Origin of the sequence: Dryocola boscaweniae, from assembly GCF_025215095.1 — a bacterium.
In the GTDB taxonomy this organism is placed as follows: Bacteria; Pseudomonadota; Gammaproteobacteria; order Enterobacterales; family Enterobacteriaceae; genus Dryocola; species Dryocola boscaweniae.
Window position 1 is genome coordinate 1 of the sequence record NZ_JALHAP010000062.1, and the last position, 15,756, is coordinate 15,756.

Annotated in this window: 16 protein-coding genes and 1 other RNA gene; 8 read left to right on the forward strand and 9 right to left on the reverse strand. The window is 53.4% G+C overall.

The genetic code is table 11. The features are described 5' to 3' along the window. From MUA00_RS00535 to pnuC, 3 genes are all read left to right on the forward strand, one after another. Positions 1 to 109: non-coding RNA, RtT sRNA (locus tag MUA00_RS00535), on the forward strand; the annotation flags it as partial. A 178-nt stretch (positions 110 to 287) separates the two neighbouring features. After that, positions 288 to 1,349, forward strand: coding sequence for a quinolinate synthase NadA (gene nadA, locus MUA00_RS00540; RefSeq protein WP_271122209.1), 1,062 nt, complete (start codon positions 288 to 290; stop codon positions 1,347 to 1,349). A 23-nt stretch (positions 1,350 to 1,372) separates the two neighbouring features. Then, positions 1,373 to 2,089, forward strand: coding sequence for a nicotinamide riboside transporter PnuC (gene pnuC, locus MUA00_RS00545; RefSeq protein ID WP_271122208.1), 717 nt, complete (start codon positions 1,373 to 1,375; stop codon positions 2,087 to 2,089). Here pnuC and zitB read toward each other — a convergent pair whose 3' ends face one another. Beyond that, positions 2,090 to 3,028 carry a CDF family zinc transporter ZitB gene (gene zitB, locus MUA00_RS00550; protein ID WP_271122207.1) on the reverse strand — a complete coding sequence of 313 codons (939 nt, stop codon included), beginning with the start codon at positions 3,026 to 3,028 and terminating at the stop codon, positions 2,090 to 2,092. 118 nt (positions 3,029 to 3,146) lie between these two features. Then, the gene (locus tag MUA00_RS00555; protein ID WP_271122214.1) at positions 3,147 to 3,524 is read right to left on the reverse strand and encodes a YbgS-like family protein; all 378 of its coding nucleotides are present in this window, start codon (positions 3,522 to 3,524) and stop codon (positions 3,147 to 3,149) included. Between the two features lie 317 nt (positions 3,525 to 3,841). Here MUA00_RS00555 and aroG point away from each other — a divergent pair, with 317 nt between their 5' ends. Further along, positions 3,842 to 4,894: a 3-deoxy-7-phosphoheptulonate synthase AroG gene (gene aroG, locus MUA00_RS00560; protein WP_271122206.1), complete on the forward strand. Its 1,053-nt coding sequence runs from the start codon at positions 3,842 to 3,844 to the stop codon at positions 4,892 to 4,894. Positions 4,895 to 4,954: 60 nt separating this feature from the next. Here the strand turns inward: aroG and gpmA are convergent, their stop codons facing one another. The 7 genes from gpmA to modE form a co-directional block, all read right to left on the reverse strand. Beyond that, positions 4,955 to 5,707, reverse strand: a complete 753-nt coding sequence (gene gpmA / locus MUA00_RS00565; RefSeq protein ID WP_271122205.1) for a 2,3-diphosphoglycerate-dependent phosphoglycerate mutase — start codon at positions 5,705 to 5,707, stop codon at positions 4,955 to 4,957. A gap of 208 nt (positions 5,708 to 5,915) precedes the next feature. Next, on the reverse strand, positions 5,916 to 6,956 hold the full coding sequence (gene galM, locus MUA00_RS00570) for a galactose-1-epimerase (RefSeq protein ID WP_271122204.1): 1,041 nt from the start codon (positions 6,954 to 6,956) through the stop codon (positions 5,916 to 5,918). Continuing rightward, positions 6,950 to 8,098: a galactokinase gene (gene galK / locus MUA00_RS00575; protein WP_271122203.1), complete on the reverse strand. Its 1,149-nt coding sequence runs from the start codon at positions 8,096 to 8,098 to the stop codon at positions 6,950 to 6,952. The genes galM and galK overlap by 7 nt, the downstream gene beginning before the upstream one ends. 2 nt (positions 8,099 to 8,100) lie before the next feature. After that, positions 8,101 to 9,147, reverse strand: coding sequence for a galactose-1-phosphate uridylyltransferase (galT, locus tag MUA00_RS00580; protein ID WP_271122202.1), 1,047 nt, complete (start codon positions 9,145 to 9,147; stop codon positions 8,101 to 8,103). 9 nt (positions 9,148 to 9,156) lie between these two features. Then, positions 9,157 to 10,173 carry a UDP-glucose 4-epimerase GalE gene (gene galE, locus MUA00_RS00585; protein WP_271122201.1) on the reverse strand — a complete coding sequence of 339 codons (1,017 nt, stop codon included), beginning with the start codon at positions 10,171 to 10,173 and terminating at the stop codon, positions 9,157 to 9,159. Between the two features lie 225 nt (positions 10,174 to 10,398). Continuing rightward, positions 10,399 to 11,877 carry a molybdate ABC transporter ATP-binding protein ModF gene (gene modF, locus MUA00_RS00590; RefSeq protein ID WP_271122200.1) on the reverse strand — a complete coding sequence of 493 codons (1,479 nt, stop codon included), beginning with the start codon at positions 11,875 to 11,877 and terminating at the stop codon, positions 10,399 to 10,401. Between the two features lie 75 nt (positions 11,878 to 11,952). Continuing rightward, positions 11,953 to 12,744, reverse strand: coding sequence for a molybdenum-dependent transcriptional regulator (gene modE, locus MUA00_RS00595; RefSeq protein WP_271122199.1), 792 nt, complete (start codon positions 12,742 to 12,744; stop codon positions 11,953 to 11,955). Between the two features lie 129 nt (positions 12,745 to 12,873). Here modE and MUA00_RS00600 point away from each other — a divergent pair, with 129 nt between their 5' ends. From MUA00_RS00600 to modC, 4 genes are all read left to right on the forward strand, one after another. Then, positions 12,874 to 13,023: an AcrZ family multidrug efflux pump-associated protein gene (locus tag MUA00_RS00600; protein WP_271122198.1), complete on the forward strand. Its 150-nt coding sequence runs from the start codon at positions 12,874 to 12,876 to the stop codon at positions 13,021 to 13,023. A 175-nt stretch (positions 13,024 to 13,198) separates the two neighbouring features. Continuing rightward, on the forward strand, positions 13,199 to 13,972 hold the full coding sequence (modA, locus tag MUA00_RS00605) for a molybdate ABC transporter substrate-binding protein (protein ID WP_271122197.1): 774 nt from the start codon (positions 13,199 to 13,201) through the stop codon (positions 13,970 to 13,972). Beyond that, positions 13,972 to 14,664 carry a molybdate ABC transporter permease subunit gene (gene modB / locus MUA00_RS00610; protein ID WP_271122196.1) on the forward strand — a complete coding sequence of 231 codons (693 nt, stop codon included), beginning with the start codon at positions 13,972 to 13,974 and terminating at the stop codon, positions 14,662 to 14,664. The genes modA and modB overlap by 1 nt, the downstream gene beginning before the upstream one ends. Beyond that, entirely contained in the window at positions 14,664 to 15,722 is a 1,059-nt protein-coding gene (gene modC / locus MUA00_RS00615) for a molybdenum ABC transporter ATP-binding protein ModC (protein ID WP_271122195.1), read from the forward strand. The genes modB and modC overlap by 1 nt, the downstream gene beginning before the upstream one ends. The last annotated feature ends 34 nt before the right edge of the window (positions 15,723 to 15,756 follow it).

Below are 15,756 nucleotides of genomic sequence, written 5' to 3' on the forward strand. Positions count from 1 at the left end.
AAGGGTTTGAACCTGCTGCAGGTTCGAGTTGAGCGCAAGCGAAACAGCGTTGCAAAGCAACGACCCGAAGGGTGAGGCCTGAGGCCGAATCATCCTGCACGACCCACCATCTTCAGATAAAGGCGCCTCCACGGCGCCTTTATCGTTTCTGAATAAATAAATTTTCCAGGACAATCCACCCATTATTCGTTATCTTGTTTAGCATATAAAACAACCTGCGTGATTCCTGGGCCTTTGTCAGCGAAATTACGTCGATTTTGTTAAGTCAGCCAAACGAGATTGCAAGTATGAGCGTCATGTTCGATCCGGAAACCGCCATTTATCCTTTCCCACCGAAACCGGTGCCGCTAAGCGTGAACGAAAAGCAGTTCTATCGCGAAAAAATTAAACGTTTGCTAAAAGAGCGTAACGCGGTAATGGTGGCGCACTATTACACGGATCCCGAAATCCAGGCGCTGGCGGAAGAGACCGGCGGCTGTATTTCTGACTCACTAGAAATGGCGCGCTTTGGAGCAAACCATCCAGCTTCCACGCTGCTGGTGGCCGGAGTACGCTTCATGGGTGAAACGGCTAAAATTCTCAGCCCTGAGAAAACCATCCTGATGCCGACCCTGAATGCTGAATGTTCTCTGGATCTTGGCTGCCCAATAGATGAGTTTACGGCCTTCTGCGACCAGCATCCCGATCGCACGGTCGTGGTCTATGCTAATACTTCAGCGGCGGTGAAAGCTCGCGCAGACTGGGTTGTGACCTCCAGCATAGCTGTTGAGCTAATCGAACATCTTGATAGTCTGGGCGAAAAAATCATCTGGGCGCCAGATCGTCATCTGGGCAGCTACGTCCAGAAACAAACCGGGGCGGACGTGTTGTGCTGGCAGGGCGCGTGTATTGTGCATGACGAATTTAAAACCCAGGCGCTGGCGCGCATGAAAGCTTTATATCCTGGTGCGGCAGTGCTGGTGCACCCGGAATCGCCCCAGGCCGTGGTTGATATGGCTGACGCCGTCGGTTCAACCAGCCAGCTTATTGCCGCGGCGAAAACCTTACCTCATCAGCAACTGATTGTGGCAACCGACCGGGGAATATTTTACAAAATGCAGCAGGCATGTCCGGATAAAGAGCTGCTGGAAGCGCCGACCGCAGGTGAAGGGGCAACCTGTCGCAGTTGTGCTCATTGTCCGTGGATGGCGATGAACGGCCTTAAAGCCATCGCTGAGGGCTTAGAGCAGGGCGGAGCGGCTCACGAGATTCATGTGGACGCTGCGCTGCGTGAAGGCGCTCTGGTGCCGCTTAACCGGATGCTAGACTTTGCCGCTGAATTACGTCGTTCGATAAAAGGCAACGCGTAAGGACATTACGCTCAGGGGAAAATATGGATTTTTTTAGCACGCAAAACATTCTGGTCCACATTCCGATTGGGGCCGGGGGCTACGATTTATCATGGATCGAGGCAGTAGGCACGCTGGCGGGCCTGCTGTGCATTTGGCTTGCAAGCCTTGAGAAAATCAGCAATTACGCGTTTGGATTAATCAACGTCACGCTGTTCGCCATTATCTTCTTCCAGATCCAGTTGTACGCAAGCCTGCTGCTGCAGTTGTTTTTCTTTGCCGCCAATATTTATGGCTGGTACGCGTGGTCACGTCAGACCAGCAGTAACGAGGCTGCGCTGCGCATACGCTGGCTGCCGCTTCCGAAAGCTCTGGCCTGGCTTGCCGTTTGTGTGGGCGCTATTGGGCTAATGACCGTCTTTATCGATCCCGTATTTGCTTATCTGACACGCATTGCCGTTTCCGTAATGCAGGCGCTTGGCCTGAATGTCGCCATGCCAGCGCTACAGCCGGACGCCTTCCCGTTCTGGGATTCCTGCATGATGGTGCTCTCCATCGTGGCGATGATTCTGATGACGCGGAAGTATGTGGAAAACTGGCTGCTGTGGGTGGTAATCAACGTAATCAGCGTTGTTATCTTCGCCCGTCAGGGAGTTTATGCGATGTCGCTTGAGTACCTGATTTTGACGTTTATTGCGCTTAACGGTAGCCGTATGTGGATTAAAAGCGCACGCGAGAGGGGATCTCGCGCGCTGTCCTGATCAATGATGATGGTGAGCATGGCTCTGATGGTCATGCTCATTTAAATCGCAATTCGGCCCGTTGCAGGGTTGATATTCCATTTGTACCGTTGCGTGTTCAATCTGATATTCCTGTTCCAGAAAGTGATGGATACGCCCAAGCAGCGCGTCATGATCGTGGGGTGGGACCACCTGCACGTGTAATGTCAGCAAAGGTTTTTCGCCCACCAGCCAGATATGCACATGATGCACGTTCCGCACTTCAGGAATGCTCCGCGACAGCTTTCTCTTCAACGCCTCAATATCAATAGCCCCCGGCGCTCCCTCAAGCAGTTCATTGACGCTTTCTTTAAGCAAATTCCACGCGCTGCGCAGGACAAGGCAGGAAACCAGTATGGAAAGTAACGGGTCAACAGGCGTCCAGCCGGTCCACAAGATAACCAGAGCCGCGATAATAGCGCCCACCGAGCCGAGCAAATCGCCTAACACATGCAGCGCCGCCGCACGAACGTTGAGATTCTTCTCTTCGCTGCCCCGATGCAATATCCAGAACGAGGCAATATTTGCCAGCAACCCAGCAAAAGCGATGATTAACATCGCCCAGCCAGCCACGGGCTGTGGATGATAGAAGCGTTGTATGGCTTCCCAGACGATAAGTATGGTAATGACCACCAGGGCGATAGCGTTCACAAAGGCGGCGAGGGTCGTTAACCGCAGCCAGCCAAATGTATGCCGGGCGTTAGGAGGGCGACGAGCGAAATTAACGGCGACTAATGCGACGAGCAGCGCGGCGGCGTCGGTAAGCATATGCCCTGCATCGGCAAGCAGCGCGAGCGAGCCGGAGAGCACGCCGCCAATGACTTCCGCCACCATAAATAATGCGGTGATGGCAAAAGCCCATAGCAGTCTTTTGGCGTTGGTATCCTGAGAGGTATGTTGATGTGAATGTGAGTGAGCCATAATTTCCCGCAGGCAAAAACAACAATGCCGCTAATTATAACCGCCAGGCTGTTCAACTTATGGAAAATACTGAAATAAAAAAGGAGAGCCAAAGCTCTCCTTCTCACTAAACATCGGGTTACTGTGAGGTACCGTCTGTTTTAGTGTCTACGTCGTTACCGGACCCCGTCTCAACTTTCTTGTTCATATCCGGGCAGCGTCCGTCCTTACACATGGTGTTTTTATGGACGTCTTCAGAAGTCATCCCTTCTCCGGAAGCGCTGTTGCCTTTATCGTTTGGATGAAGCATGGTGCCTGAATTATTGACATCGCTGCCATCCGTACCTTTAGGCGCCAGGTTTTGATGTGCATCAGGCGCAATCTGCCCGGCTTCGGCGCTTGAATTAGCCTGACCGTTATTATCGCCGCCAGCCGGTGTGTCAGCGGCCATAGCCGCGCCGCTTGCGGCAGAAAGTGTAGCTGTGAGGAAAAGCATGGCTAATTTATTCATCTTTATGCTCCTGTTCTGGTCGTTATTGCTGGATAACTTTCTTCCAACAGTGCAAAAATTGTGCTGATCGAACCGGATTTAACAGAAAAAAATATCGGCAATGGAAATGTGATCAGGATACAATTTTGGAAAACTGACATTTTTCAGCGTTAACAGTAAAAATTGTAGCTGCGATCTCACTTTTTGCCATGTTTTGGCGCTTTTAAGCTCAACTCCAGGAATAATCCGCCCGAAGTGTAAAAGCCCGTTTACACTTCAGCGATGAAGATATAGATTGAAGGGATTGCAACTCGGCAAAAATGTAAAAACCTTCCGGATATATCATGAATTATCAGAACGACGACTTACGAATCAAAGAGATTAACGAACTCCTGCCTCCTGTAGCGCTGCTCGAAAAATTCCCGGCTACCGAAAAAGCGGCCCAGACGGTTTCCCAGGCTCGCAAGGCAATTCACAAAATTCTTAAAGGCAACGACGACCGTCTTCTGGTGGTCATCGGTCCATGCTCAATTCACGATATCAAGGCCGCAAAAGAGTACGGTGCGCGCCTGCTGGCGCTGCGTGAAGAACTGCAGGGCGAGCTTGAAGTGGTAATGCGGGTTTACTTTGAAAAACCGCGTACCACCGTAGGATGGAAGGGGCTGATTAACGATCCGCATATGGACAGCAGCTACCAGATTAACGACGGCCTGCGCATTGCTCGTAAGCTGCTGCTCGATATCAACGACACCGGCCTGCCAGCCGCGGGCGAGTTCCTTGATATGATCACGCCACAATACCTGGCGGACCTGATGAGCTGGGGCGCAATCGGTGCGCGCACCACGGAATCCCAGGTGCACCGCGAACTGGCGTCCGGCCTGTCCTGTCCGGTTGGTTTCAAAAACGGCACGGATGGCACGATGAAAGTCGCAATTGACGCAATTAACGCGGCGGGCGCACCTCACTGCTTCCTGTCTGTGACCAAGTGGGGCCACTCTGCAATCGTCAACACCAGCGGCAATGGCGACTGCCATATTATTTTGCGCGGCGGTAAAGAGCCAAACTACAGTGCGGCTCACGTTGCGCAGGTTAAACAAGATCTGGCAAAAGCCGGCTTACCTGCTCAGGTGATGATTGATTTCAGCCACGCTAACAGCAGCAAGCAGTTCAAAAAACAGATGGAAGTGGGCGCAGACGTTTGCCGGCAAATCGCGAATGGCGATAAAGCCATTACCGGCGTCATGATTGAAAGCCATCTGGTGGAGGGGAATCAAAGCCTTGAGAGCGGTGAACCGCTGGTCTATGGCAAAAGCGTCACCGATGCCTGCATTGGCTGGGAAGACACCGAAACTGTTCTGCGCCAGTTGGCCGCAGCGGTGAAAACACGTCGCGGTTAAGCAAGATTTAGGCAATAAAAAAGGCGTGGATTGCTCCACGCCTTTTTCACATCATACGACTTACTTCGCTTTACCCTGGTTCGCAACTGCTGCGGCTTTAGCTGCGATTTCGTCAGCGTTGCCCAGGTAGTAGCGTTTCAGCGGCTTGAAGTTTTCATCAAATTCATACACCAACGGCACGCCGGTTGGGATATTGAGTTCAAGGATTTCTTCTTCGCTCAGGTTATCAAGGAATTTTACCAGCGCACGCAGGGAGTTACCGTGCGCCGCAACGATCACGCGCTCGCCGCTTTTCATGCGTGGCAGAATGGTTTCGTTCCAGTAAGGGATAACGCGATCGATAGTCAGCGCCAGGCTCTCAGTGGTTGGCAGCTCTTTATCGCTTAGTGAGGCATAACGCGGGTCGTGGCCCGGGAAGCGCTCGTCATCACGAGTCAGCTCTGGTGGCGTCACAGCAAAGCCACGACGCCATTGTTTAACCTGCTCATCACCGTATTTTTCTGCGGTTTCAGCTTTGTTCAGACCCTGCAGCGCGCCGTAGTGACGTTCGTTCAGTTTCCAGGATTTTTCAACCGGCAGCCAGGCCTGATCCAGTTCGTCGAGAATGTTCCACAGCGTGTGGATGGCACGTTTCAGCACGGAAGTATAAGCAAAATCGAAGGAGTAGCCTTCGTCTTTCAACAACTGACCTGCCGCTTTCGCTTCAGTTTTACCTTTCTCAGACAGGTCAACGTCATACCAACCGGTGAAACGGTTTTCGTTGTTCCACTGGCTTTCGCCGTGACGAACCAGTACCAGCTTAGTAACAGCCATAGTTTACTCCTTAATAAGCCTGCGATTAATGATAACGATTATCATTATATTGCCGAGGGACGACCTGCGGCAATCTAAACGTTTAACATAGCGAAAAAGAGCGCGAAGTGTAAGGTGGATGTGAATCTGGCGTTATTTTTTGTCTGCTTTTGGTGGGATATTCAGCGATGAGGATAAGAATTGCCCTCCGCAGAGGAGGGCAAAATTATCACTGCGTAATAAACTGATATTCGGTCACGCTCAGATACTCATCGCCCGGCTGTAACCAGCAATCCGGCTGCGGCCATTCTGGATGATTTGGGCTGTCAGGCAAAAACTCGCTTTCCAGCGCCAGGCCCTGGTACGCCGCATAAGTACCCTGTTCGCGAGCCGGCGTGCCCTCCAGATAATTACCGCTGTAGAACTGCAGCGCGGGGGCGGAGGTATAAACCGTCATCTGTAACTGATTATCGCCAGACCAGACGCGGGCTGCTGGTTGGCTTACATCGCCCTTAGCCTGCAGCAGGAACGCGTGATCGTAGCCTTTCACCAGCACCTGATCTTCATCGCTCAGGAAATCATCAGCGATGGTTTTGGGATTGCGAAAATCAAAGCTGGTGCCTTCGACATTTTTAAGCCCTGCCTGCGGAATGCCGTTGCTATCCACCGGCAAATAGCTATCGGCAAAAAGCTGCAATTGATGCTGACGCACATCGTTTTGCGCGCCGTCAAGATTGAAGTAGGCGTGGTTAGTGAGGTTCACCGGACACGGTTTATCCACTTTTGCACGGAATTCAATAGCGATACGGTTATCCTCAGTGAGCGAATAACGAGCCGTAGCGCGAAAGTTTCCCGGGAAGCCCTGATCGCCATCCGCAGAATCGAGCGTATAAAGCACTTCCTGCTCGTTCTGGCGCACGATGCGCCAGCGGCGTTTGTCGAACCCTTCCGGCCCGCCGTGTAATTGATGCTCGCCCTGATTCGCGGTGACATTAATTATTTCACCGTCGCGCGCGAACGTGCTGTTTGCGATGCGGTTCGCATAACGGCCAACCGTTGCGCCCAGATAGGCCGACTGGTTGAGATAGTCTTCCGGGGTCGCGCAGCCAAGCAGCGTTTCGCGCACCGTACCGTCTTTCATCGGTACGCGGCACGAGAGCAGGGTTGCGCCCCAGTCCATCATCGTCACGACCATCCCTGCGCTGTTGCGCAGAGTGGAAATGCGGTACGGCTGCCCGTCCGGGGCGAGTTGAGGCGTCTCTTTTAGCATTGTCCAGCCCCCTCGGAAGGTTTACAGACATAAAACGTTTCTTTAATACCGGTTTTCGCTTCGTACTGTTCAGCCACCGCTTTCTCAACGGCAGGCACCAGCTCTTCAGGGATAAGCGCCACGATGCAGCCGCCGAAGCCGCCGCCGGTCATGCGCACGCCGCCTTTATCGCCAATCGTTTCTTTGACGATCTCAACCAGGGTATCAATCTGCGGGACGGTAATTTCGAAGTCATCGCGCATAGAAGCGTGGGATTCGGCCATTAGCTGACCCATACGCAGCAGGTCGCCTTTCGCCAGTGCGTCAGCGGCTTCAACGGTACGAATATTTTCCGTCAGCACGTGGCGCACGCGTTTGGCAACGACCGGATCAAGCTCATGGGCCACGGCGTTGAATTTTTCCAGTTCAACATCGCGCAGGGCTTTTTGAGTAAAGAAGCGAGCGCCGGTTTCACATTGCTGACGACGAGTGTTGTACTCGCTACCTACCAGCGTGCGTTTGAAATTACTGTTGATGATCACCACCGCCACGCCCTTCGGCATAGAAACGGCTTTGGTGCCAAGCGAGCGGCAGTCGATCAGCAATGCGTGATCTTTTTTGCCCAGCGCGGAAATCAACTGATCCATGATGCCGCAGTTACAGCCTACAAACTGGTTTTCAGCTTCCTGGCCATTGAGCGCGAGCTGCGCGCCGTCCAAAGGCAGATGATAAAGCTGCTGGAACACCTTACCGACCGCAACCTCCAGAGAAGCCGATGAGCTAAGCCCGGCGCCCTGCGGCACGTCTCCGCTAATCACCAGATCCGCACCGCCAAAATTCTTATCGCGATTTTGCAGATGCTTCACCACGCCGCGCACATAGTTCGACCATTGCTGCGTGTCGTGATTGAGGATGGGCTTATCCAGAGAAAATTGGTCGCTCTGATTGTCATAGTCAGCGGCGATGACGCGCACCACACGATCATCGCGTTTAGCACAGCTAATCACCGTCTGATAATCAATTGCGCAGGGCAGCACGAAACCGTCGTTATAGTCCGTGTGTTCGCCAATCAGGTTAACGCGACCCGGAGCCTGAATGGTCAGCGCAGCAGGGTAGCCAAAGCTATCAGCGAAGATTTGTTGGGTTTTATCTTTCAGACTCATTTTTAAACTCCCGGTTGGCGAAAGTGTACGTCGGAAACGGCACGCAAGCGTTCTGCGGCTTGCTCTGCGGTTAAATCACGTTGGGTTTCAGCCAGCATTTCATAGCCGACCATAAATTTACGGACCGTAGCACTACGCAGCAGCGGCGGATAGAAGTGGGCATGCAACTGCCAGTGATCGTTTTGCTCACCGTTAAACGGCGCGCCGTGCCAACCCATGGAATAAGGGAAGGAGCACTGGAAAAGATTGTCGTAGCGGCTGGTCAGTTTTTTCAGCGCCAGCGCCAAATCGCTGCTTTGTTCTGCGCTCAGACTGGTGATACGCAGCACATGCTCTTTTGGCAGCAGCAGCGTTTCAAACGGCCAGGCGGCCCAGTACGGTACGACAGCCAGCCAGTGCTCGGTTTCCACCACGGTACGACTACCGTCTTTTAGCTCGCGCTGAGCGTAATCGGCCAGCATAGGCGTGCCATGCTGCGCAAAATATTCGCGTTGCAGCACGTCTTCACGCGCCACTTCGTTTGGCAGAAAACTGTTTGCCCAAACCTGGCCGTGCGGATGCGGATTGGAACAGCCCATTGCGGCGCCTTTGTTCTCAAACACCTGCACCCAGGGATAAGTTTTGCCGAGATCGGCTGTCTGCTCCTGCCAGGTTTTCACCACTTCTTCAAGAGCGGGAAGTGAAAGCTGCGGCAGCGTTTTGCTGTGATCCGGAGAAAAACAGATCACACGGCTCGTACCGCGCGCGCTTTCGCAACGCATCAAAGGATCGCCGCTTGCTGGCGCATCAGGCGTGTCCGTCATCAGCGCGGCAAAATCGTTAGTAAAAACAAACGTACCGGTATATTGCGGATTCTTATCGCCGGTGACGCGAGTATTGCCTGGGCATAAGAAACAGTCCGGATCGTGTGCCGGAAGCGTTTCCTGCGACGGAGTTTCCTGGGCGCCCTGCCATGGGCGCTTAGCGCGATGCGGAGAAACCAGAATCCATTGACCCGTCAGTGGGTTATAACGGCGATGTGGATGATCCACCGGGTTAAACTGCTCCATCACATTTCCTTAATCCGGATAGCCTTGAGGATGGCGGGACTGCCAGCGCCAGGTATCGTCTGCCATTTCCTGCAGCGTACGGCTGACACGCCAGTTGAGTTCTTTATCTGCTTTGGTGGCATCGGCCCAGTAAGCGGGCAGATCGCCATCACGGCGCGGCGCGAAGTGATAATTCACCGGCTTGCCGCAGGCTTTGCTGAAGGCGTTAATCACGTCCAGCACGCTGCTGCCGATGCCTGCGCCGAGGTTGTAAATATGCACGCCAGGTTTGCCCTGTAGCGTTTGCATTGCGGCAACGTGGCCGTCGGCCAAATCCATAACGTGAATGTAATCGCGCACGCCGGTGCCGTCTTCGGTTGGGTAGTCGTTGCCAAATACGGCCAACGAATCGCGGCGCCCGACGGCGACCTGGGCGATATACGGCATCAGATTATTTGGAATACCCTGCGGGTCTTCCCCCATATCGCCTGACGGATGAGCGCCGACCGGGTTGAAGTAACGCAGTAGCGCAACGCTCCAGTTTGGCTGCGCTTTTTGCAAATCGGCCAGAATCTGCTCGACCATCAGCTTGCTGCGGCCGTAAGGGCTTGCAGGCGTGCCGGTCGGGAAGCTTTCTACATAAGGGATTTGCGGCTGATCGCCGTAAACGGTGGCCGAAGAGCTGAAGATAAAGTTGGTCACATTGGCCGCGCGCATCGCGGAAATCAGGCGTAGCGTACCGGTCACATTGTTGTCGTAATATTCCAGCGGCTTGTTAACCGATTCGCCCACGGCTTTAAGTCCGGCGAAGTGAATGACCGCGTCAATCTGATAGTCATGGAAAATTTCAGCCAGCAGACCTTCGTCGCGGATATCGCCGTCAATAAACAGCGGATGTTTCCCGCCGAGACGTTCAATTACCGGCAGCACGCTGCGTTTGCTGTTACACAGATTATCCAGAATGACAACGTCGTGGCCATTTTGCAGTAGCTGCACGCAGGTATGACTACCAATGTAACCGCTACCACCTGTTACCAGAACTCTCATTTTTCGCTCCATTACGGCTATGGTATGTATTAAACATAGCATAACAGAGATGCGAAAAGTGTGACATGGGATAAATTAGTGGAATCGTTTACACTGATTATCGCTCAGATTTTTCTTCAGCAAAAAGTGATTATAAAACAAGTGCAAGCATGAATGATTTTGCGGGTTGTCTGAAAGTAGCGGTGAGAAAAGCGGCGCAGATATATGCGCCGCATTGACGCGAGCTTAACGTGGGGGCAAATCTGCAAATTCATAGCGATAAACATCGCCATCGGCCACAAAACTCAATCGCTTCGTAATACATTCCGGCGCATCTTCAGCATGGTGGGAAACAAACAGCAGTTGGGTTTCACCTTCGCCAATCAAAATATCCACGAAACGGCGCACCAGTTGGCGGTTAAGCGGATCAAGCCCCTGAAGCGGTTCATCAAGAATTAATAAAGTGGGGTGCTTAACCAACGCGCGGGCGATCAGCGCCAGCCGCTGTTGGCCCCAGGACAGGCTGTGGAAAGGTGCGTCGGCGGTGGCGTTGTCCATGCCGAGCATGTTCAACCACTGGCGGGTGAGCTTGTGCTGGCGGTCAGACACGGCCTGATAAATGCCGATTGAATCAAAAAATCCCGAGAGAATAACGTTACGTACCGAGGTGCTGACGCGGTATTCCAGGTGCAGGCTGCTGCTTACATAGCCGATATGCTTTTTAATATCCCAGATGGTTTCACCGCTGCCGCGGCGGCGGCCAAATAGCGTTAAATCGTTGCTGTAGCCCTGCGGATGATCGCCCGTTATCAGACTTAGCAGCGTTGATTTCCCGGCGCCGTTCGGGCCGATAATTTGCCAGTGTTCGCCGGGGTTCACGGTCCAGGAAAGGTTATGCAGAATAGGGCGATCGTTATATTCCACCACGCCATTACGTAAAATAATGCGTGGTTCGCCTTCCGGCAGCGTATAGCGGGCGCTCGGATCGTCAGCTTCCGGCAGCGCTACGCCCGCAAGCTTCTCGCTGTGCGCAAGCTGCGCGATTAATGCTTGCTCAAGAAGCTTTTGCTTTTCGCCGGTTTCAATCAGCGTGCAATCGGCCAGTACGCCCGCATGCTGAACAAAATCAGGAATTTCATCAAAACGATTTAGCACCAGCACAAGCGTGTAGCCATGCGAGGCAAGTTCGCCCAATAAACCTGCAAGCTGTTCACGGGATTTCACATCCAGCCCGTCAAACGGTTCGTCGAGTATCAGTAAATCAGGCTTTGGCATCAGCGCCTGGCAAAGCAGCGTCTTACGCGTCTCGCCGGTAGAAAGGTATTTAAAGCGGCGGGCCAGCAGATGTTGAATACCAAACAGCGTCGCCAGCTTTTCGCAGCGCTCCGGATCTTTCAGTTCATCCTGGATAATTTCTGCGGTGGTACGCCCGGTATCGTCTTCGTCAGGGCTAAGCAAATCGGTGTTATTGCGCTGCCATTCATCGCTCACCAGCTTTTGTAGCTGTTCAAAAGAAAGATGCGCAATGCGCGGGAATGAGCAGACGCGCTCACCTTTGAGCAATGGTAAAGAGCCTGCCAGCGCGCGTGCAAGAGACGATTTTCCGCTGCCGTTTGCGCCGACAAACGCCCAGCTTTCACCTGCGCGAAGAGTTAAATCATTGAGGATGAGGGTTTGTGTGTCGCTAAGGCGAAAAACGCCTTGCGAAATATGCAACGCAGACATGTGTTATCCCATTTTTTGCAGTGATAACCCCAGAATTACGGATTGTCTGCGCGCTTGTCAATTCGCCACGGCCATTTAGCACAGAGTGGCGATAATCACGCGGTCAGCATTAAAAAATGCTACGACCTCAGAGCCTTCTGCCAGACGCTGATGTTCCACTACGCTGTTTGGCACGGTAGCGCACAGCGTTTGCCCGTCCGGGAGATGGACCAGCACTTCGCTTTGTTCAGCACCCTGTTGAATACTTTGCACGGCGCCCGGCAGACGGTTATCCGCGTGGCTTGCCTGACTTTCATCCGTGGTGATTTCCACCCATGGCGCTTTGATTAGCACCAGCACTTCTTTACCTGCGCTAAGGTTTAAACGCTCCGCGCTCTGACGCGTGATTGCCGCGTGCAGACGCGTTGAACCGTCAGCGAGCAAAATATCAACATGCTGCTGAACCTGCTCGCTATCGCGATGGAGTACCGTACCGAAAAGCTGGTTGCGTGCGCTGGTTTGCAAAGAGAAGCGGGAAATCGCCGCCAGCAGGCTGTCGAGCGGCAGATTGTCATCGCGCAGCACGTCAAATGCTTTCTGCTGGATTTGCGCGAGCAATTCATAAAGCTGAATCAGGCGTTCACCGTAACGGGTAACCAGCGCGCCGCCGCCGCCTTTGCCGCCGGTTGCGCGCTCAACGAGCGTGTCATTGGCAAGCTGGTTCATTTCGTTAATGGCGTCCCAGGCGCTTTTATAACTGATGCCCGCAAGCTTAGCGCCCTGGCTAATTGAGCCGGTATGTTGTATTTGTTTTAATAGCGCGATGCGACGTGGATCGGCGAACAGCCGCTGCTGGAGCTTTAGCGTGAGTAATATTTCAGCCTGCATACCTTCTCCGGACAAGGAAAAAAGTCATTTTCCTCTATTGCGCTGGCCTGGGCAAATGGCACAAAAGGACAGTGCGTTTTTCTGTCGGATGGTTAGAATAGCCGCTCTTACTTTTCACCTGAGGCAATCATGTTAGAGTTATTGAAAAGTTTGGCATTTGCCGTGATCATGGTGCCGGTAGTGATGGCAGTGATCCTCGGTCTGATCTACGGATTGGGTGAAGTCTTTAACGTCTTCTCAAAAGTCGGTCACCGCGACCAGCCAAAGCAACACCATTGATTTCCAGACGCCCGCAACCGCGGGCGTTTGATTTTCGGCTTTATCGCCCCTCTGCGTCCGCATCCCCAGTCGATTCTTTTTAAAGCCCTTTCTCTTTCTGCCGATAAGATCTGTATATTCCTGTTCAGTATCGTTATATTACGGCGTACATAACGAAACTCAGTGGAGTAATAATATGACTAAGCAGTGGGTACGTCTCGCATTTGGCGCAGCATTGAGCGTCGCTCTGGCAGGCCAGGCATTTGCCGATAACAGCAAAATTACCGTATTTGCTGCGGCATCGTTAACCAATGCGATGCAGGATATCGCCACGCAGTATCAAAAAGGCAAAAACGTCGAAGTGGCGTCTTCTTTTGCCTCCTCTTCCACCCTGGCGCGTCAAATCGAAGCGGGTGCTCCGGCGGATTTATTTATTTCTGCCGATCAAAAATGGATGGATTACGCGGTAAGTAAAGACGCAATTAAAACGGATACGCGCGAAACGCTGCTGGGTAATAGCCTGGTAGTGGTTGCGCCAAAAGCCAGCCAGCAGGGCGATATCAACATTAACGCCAAAACCGACTGGACAGCGTTGCTTAAAGGCGGGCGCCTGGCCGTGGGCGATCCTGACCATGTACCGGCAGGGATTTACGCCAAAGAAGCGCTGCAAAAGCTGGGCGCATGGGAAACCTTATCCCCAAAACTTGCACCGGCTGAAGACGTGCGCGGCGCACTGGCGCTGGTTGAGCGAGACGAGGCGCCGCTGGGTATTGTTTACGGCTCCGACGCCGTAGCCAGCAAAGGTGTGAAAGTCGTCGGCACCTTCCCGGAAGACTCCCACAAAAAAGTGGAATACCCTATTGCGATTGTAAAAGGCCACGATAACCCAACCGTTACCGCGTTCTATGGCTATCTGAAAGGACCGGAAGCGGCAGCTATCTTCCAACGTTACGGATTTACGACCAAATAATGATATTGACCGATCCCGAATGGCAGGCGGTATTGCTGAGCCTGAAAGTCTCCACCCTTGCGGTGCTGTTTAGCCTTCCTTTTGGGATTTTCTTTGCCTGGGTGCTGGTGCGATGCCGCTTCCCGGGCAAAGCCTTGCTCGACAGTATTATCCATCTTCCCCTTGTGCTGCCGCCCGTTGTGGTTGGCTATCTATTGTTAATCGCTATGGGACGACGCGGTTTTATCGGCGCGTGGATTTATGATGTGTTTGGCATCACCTTCGCGTTTAGCTGGCGCGGCGCGGTACTGGCGGCTGCGGTCATGTCCTTCCCGCTAATGGTGCGAGCGATTCGTCTCGCGCTGGAGGGTGTGGATATGAAGCTTGAGCAGGCCGCGCGCACGCTTGGTGCCGGGCGCTGGAGAGTTTTTTGCACCATTACCTTGCCCCTCACTTTACCGGGAATTATCGCCGGAACGGTGCTGGCGTTTGCCCGCTCGCTGGGTGAATTTGGCGCGACTATTACTTTCGTTTCCAATATTCCAGGCGAGACGCGCACCATTCCTTCCGCCATGTATACCCTGATTCAAACCCCCGGCGGCGAAAACGCGGCAGCCCGACTGTGTGTCATTTCCATCGTCCTGGCGCTGGTTTCATTGCTGGTGGCCGAGTGGCTTGCCCGACAGAGCCGTAAACGGATAGGGGCGATGTAATGCTTGAACTCAATTTTATCCAGACGCTCGGTGACCATCGTCTGACAATTAACGAAACTTTGCCGGGCATGGGCATTACGGCCGTATTCGGCGTTTCCGGCGCGGGTAAAACGTCGTTGATAAACGCTATCAGCGGGTTGACGCGGCCGGAGCAGGGAAAGATCGTCCTGAATAATCGTGTATTGAGCGATACCGGGAGCCGCTATTTCCTGGCGCCGGAAAAACGACGTATTGGTTACGTATTCCAGGATGCTCGCCTTTTCCCGCATTATCGCGTGCGCGGCAATCTTAAATATGGCATGTCGCGAAACGCTGCGGGACAGTTCGACAAACTTGTGGCGCTGCTTGGCATAGAGGATTTACTGGAACGCTTCCCCTGGAGCCTGTCCGGCGGCGAAAAACAGCGTGTGGCGATTGGGCGCGCGCTGCTGACGTCACCAGAATTGCTGCTGCTGGATGAACCGCTGGCCTCGCTTGATATCCCCCGCAAGCGCGAATTGCTGCCTTATCTGCAACGCCTCGCGCGGGAAATTAATATTCCCATGCTGTATGTCAGCCACTCGCTGGAAGAAATTCTGCACCTTGCGGACAAAGTGCTGGTGCTGGATGGCGGCGAGGTTAAGGCCTTTGGCAATCTCGAAGAGGTGTGGGGCAGCAGCGTTATGCATCCGTGGCTACCCAAAGAGCAGCAAAGCAGCGTGCTGAAAGTCACAGTGCTGGAGCATCATCCGCATTACGCCATGACGGCGCTGGCGCTGGGCGACCAGCATCTTTGGGTGAACAAGCTGGATAAACCGCTACAGGCGCCGCTGCGCATTCGCATTCAGGCTTCAGATGTCTCGCTGATCCTGCAGCCGCCGGTGAACAGCAGCATCCGCAACGTGCTGCGTGCGAAAGTCGCGCAGTGCTTTGATGACGAAGGGCAGGTAGAAGTGCAACTGGAAGTCGGTGGCAGAACGCTTTGGGCGCGCATCAGCCCCTGGGCGCGAGACGAGTTGGTCATCAAGCCCGGCCAGTGGCTATATGCACAAATCAAAAGCGTGTCGATAACCACCTGACCGATTATGTCGGATGGGGCGGTGCTTATCCACC